Source organism: Flavobacteriales bacterium, assembly GCA_013214975.1.
Taxonomy (GTDB): Bacteria; Bacteroidota; Bacteroidia; order DT-38; family DT-38; genus DT-38.
In genome coordinates, this window is the sequence record JABSPR010000118.1 from 1 (window position 1) to 3,869 (window position 3,869).

Consider the following 3,869-nt stretch of genomic DNA (forward strand, 5'->3'; position numbering starts at 1 on the left):
CTGGATCTATAATACCATCTATTCCGTTATCCTCCCACATACCGGCCAAGTATGTTTCTGAGTTAACCTTTGCCCTAACTTCATCTTGATCAAACCATGTAACTTCTGCCCCACGAGATTTCAGGTGTTCGTACTCTTCCCGTAAACTTTCTTTCTGCCCTTCACTAACTGCCACTCTCAAATTTCCAACTTGTTCGTATCGGGCATCAATGTTGTATTTCTTTAAACTCTCAATATATTCCTTAGAGTTTATCATTCCCAATTCAGAAATTTCCTCCTTCTCTCCAGGGAAATGATAATCCGAATTATTAGAACTATGTGCTAAAAGGGCTTCAAACATTCCTCCATTTCTTCCCGAGGCACCATTCCCAATAAATGTTGAGTCAACAAGTACAACATCAAGAGTTGGCTCTTTTTCTTTTGCTTGAAGCGCAGCCCATAGTCCTGTAAATCCTCCTCCTACAATAAGTAAGTCGCATTCAATATCCTTTTTTAAGGCTGGAAGTGTTTTAGGTCGAATTTTATTATCCACCCAAATTGGAGTATACTTTGATCCCTGAAGTGCTTTTACCTTTGTTTCCATATAGAAAGTTCTATTAATTGACCTTATGCAAATATCAACATTTGAATTCATATTGATTAAAAACTTGTAGGCATGGTTATTAACAATAAACATAGATTATTATCAAGGATTGTTACTTGGTACTAATACTCTTCTTTAGTAATTTCCGTTATACTTCGAATTAATAGCTATGTATTAATTCAACTCTATCAAATAAGACAAATGGAAGTACGATTAATAAAAATAAGCCGGCTGATTTTATCAGCATTATTTATTTTCTCTGGAATAAGTAAACTATTATCTCTAGCATTCTTTGATGGAATGGTTGCAGAACTTTTTATCGGTCCAGACTATTTCGATCACTCTAGTGAAATGTGGTATCTCCAACTATTTACGCGGATAATAATAAGTGGAGAGCTTTTGCTTGGTGCTGCTTTATTACAAGACCGACTATTAAAAGAGACTATAATCCCTACTGTACAAGTTATACTACTCGCATTTACGGCCCATCTTTTTTACGAAGGAACACAAAGAGGATTTGTAGATGGTAACTGTGGTTGTTTTGGAGATGTACTACCAATGACCAATCTTGAATCGATTATAAAAAACATAGTCGCAATGGCATTGGGTGTTTTTATATTGAAGTCGTACACTAGAGTTGGAATAATGCGTTTTGAAACCTGGGTAATGCCACTTGTAATTGGCGGTGTAACCATGGCTACTTTATTCTTAACGATTAAAGACTACGCACCAAGTGTGCCTGTTACTGAATCCGAAATAGCAATTACGGAGACAACTTTTTCAGAAGATAAAATTCCTCCAGTTGGAATAACGGATCCGGAAGAAGTTGAAAAACTAGATAAAGAACTTCTTGCAATTGAGACTACACCTGAAGAAGTGCCCAGTACAAAGGCTGAAGAAGTTGTTTCAATTGAAAAAGAAACTGAGGTGAAACCATTGGCTCAATCTTCAACAAGCATCACAAAGCAAATAATATCTAATTACGCAGAATATGATAATGGGACAAAGCTTGATTTAGAGACTGGCGAAAAACTTATCTGCATGTTTAGTTTAACCTGTAGCCACTGCCAGGAATCTTACAAAGACATGTGCGAAATGCAAGCAGATGGTGGTTTACCAGATGTCTATTTATTTGTATACGGAACGGAATACGACCTCAACTATTTTTTTAACCAAGCAGGTGGCTGTAAAGACATTTTTTGGAGAACAGAAGATCTAGCCGATTTCAAACGAATGCTCGAAGGTGAAGACTTCCCTCGCATAATTGCATTTAAAGAAGGTGATGTGGTTAAAACATGGAATACAGATAGCTATTCAGAAAAATCAATGCGAGACTTTTACGACATCAAGAAAAAAGTAAAGAAGGCCAATCCAAGCGATGGGATAGAAGTAGGTGGCGGAAACGATATTTGGGGAGGCGGCGGATTCTAAAACAGCAACCATGATAGTTAAAACACCTTCTGCTCCATATTACGCAATTATATTTACGGCATTATTAAGCGACGACCTTACAGGATACGACGAAACTGCTGAACGTATGATGGAGCTTGCCAAGGAACATGAGGGCTTCTGTGGTATGGAAGAGATTGGCGACAAATGGGAAATTAATATCTCCTATTGGGAAGACCTAGACTCAATCAGAGCCTGGAAAGCTAACTCAGAACATTTAACCGCTCAAGAGCGAGGCAGAAAACAGTGGTACGAGTGTTTCAAAATGCGTATTGCCAAAGTGGAAAGAGATTACGAATTCGACAAGAGCAATTCTTAAGATAGGCCTATGGCCAAAAATAAATACCAACAATATAATTTTTCGGGCATAGATGACTTCTTAGAATTTATTAATGAAGATGAACAGCTTATCGTTGAGCGCTTACGGCATTTGATTTTTTTGCATGCCCGATTGCAAGGAGAAGTTAGCTTACAACGTTACTTTCTACCATCTCAACCGACGTGTATGCTTTATTTGGCCTGCTTCTATTCAATGGGGGAAAACAAAACACCAAGGTGTTAACCTCGGTTTCTGTAGCGCTAATCTCATGCAAGACGAAATTAACTATCTAGGAAAAGGCACTTGCAAAGAAGTGTATTGGAAAACCTTTAATGATGTTTCTGAAATTGATGTAGATATAGTCCGTACTTATCTATTTGAAGCGGTAGATGTCGACAGGAAGTATTTCAGTAAGAAATAATCTAAGCCTGACCTTTACCCTCTTCTTTTTCCTGCTTCGCTTTGGCTTCTTTAAGCATATCCACGCCTAATAGACCAGATTGAATTTCAGATTGAAGGCTTCCAACTGAACTCGGAGAATAAGGCATGAAAATCGTGCTTACATTACCTTCAGACAATCTACTTATTGTATCATAGTGCTGTGTCATAAAAAGCATATTCATTACTTGCTGTCCGCTTACGCCATCTTCCATCGCTCCTTTTACTTCCTCTACAGAATGCTTAAGACCGTTGGCAATTGCAATTCTCTGATTTGCGATACCCTCTCCTTGTAACTTCTTACTTTGAGCTTCTGCTTCGGCTGCTGTTACAACCTTAATTTTCTCTGCTTCGGCATATTCCTTAGCAGCTTCCTTCATTCGTTTAGCGGCGTTAATCTCATTCATTGAGTTCTTTACTTTAGAGTCTGGATCTATATCTGTTACCAAAGCCTTGATGATTTCAAATCCAAACTCACTAATTGTTTCTGTTAGTTCATCCCTCACCGCATTTGCGATTCTATCCTTCTCACTAAACACCTCATCCAGAATTAATTTTGGAACTTCAGAACGAATCGAGTCAAATACATATGATTGGATTTGTTGTCCAGGATTATCAAATTGATAATGGGCCTTTCTTATTCCCTCTGGATTCCCTGTTACAAAATACTGTACGGATACAATTAAGCGAACGAATACATCATCCTTCGTTTTAGTCTCAATTTCTACAGGCAACTCCATTACTCTTAAGTTTACCAAACCCGCCTTCTGATCTATTATAGGAATTTTAAACTGCAAACCTGGTTCTGCCACTCGTAAAAACTTGCCTAGTCTTTCAATAACAACTGCAGTCTTCTGCTTTACAGTAAAAATAGCATTGAATAAAAAAAGCATACTCAATACAGAGAATACAGTCGTTGAAATCGAAAATCCGTCCATGGTAGTTTAGTTTAAAGTTTATAATAATGTTTAAGGTAATACTTGTTATTGATTTACTTCACTTGATAGTAACATATAAAGTCAAAAACAAAAAAGGCGTATCGGTTTCCCGATACACCTTTTCTATTCTATTTATTAAAGA

At 37.3% G+C, this 3,869-nt stretch carries 5 protein-coding genes; 3 read left to right on the top strand and 2 right to left on the bottom strand.

The genetic code is table 11. The features are described from left to right. Positions 1 to 583, bottom strand: a 583-nt coding sequence (locus HRT72_04505; GenBank protein NQY66968.1) for an FAD-dependent oxidoreductase, incomplete at its 3' end; no start/stop codon positions are given. A 201-nt stretch (positions 584 to 784) separates the two neighbouring features. Between HRT72_04505 and HRT72_04510 the strand changes: the two genes are divergently transcribed. The 3 genes from HRT72_04510 to HRT72_04520 all read left to right on the top strand — a co-directional run bounded on the left by HRT72_04510 (position 785) and on the right by HRT72_04520 (position 2,772). Then, a complete protein-coding gene (locus HRT72_04510; GenBank protein ID NQY66969.1) occupies positions 785 to 2,014 on the top strand; it encodes a hypothetical protein in 1,230 nt (409 codons plus the stop codon). A 10-nt stretch (positions 2,015 to 2,024) separates the two neighbouring features. Beyond that, entirely contained in the window at positions 2,025 to 2,351 is a 327-nt protein-coding gene (locus HRT72_04515) for an antibiotic biosynthesis monooxygenase (GenBank protein NQY66970.1), read from the top strand. A gap of 124 nt (positions 2,352 to 2,475) precedes the next feature. Then, the gene (locus HRT72_04520; GenBank protein NQY66971.1) at positions 2,476 to 2,772 is read left to right on the top strand and encodes a DUF1801 domain-containing protein; all 297 of its coding nucleotides are present in this window, start codon (positions 2,476 to 2,478) and stop codon (positions 2,770 to 2,772) included. Between the two features lies 1 nt (position 2,773). Here HRT72_04520 and HRT72_04525 read toward each other — a convergent pair whose 3' ends face one another. After that, on the bottom strand, positions 2,774 to 3,727 hold the full coding sequence (locus tag HRT72_04525) for an SPFH domain-containing protein (protein NQY66972.1): 954 nt from the start codon (positions 3,725 to 3,727) through the stop codon (positions 2,774 to 2,776). Between the last annotated feature and the right edge of the window lie 142 nt (positions 3,728 to 3,869).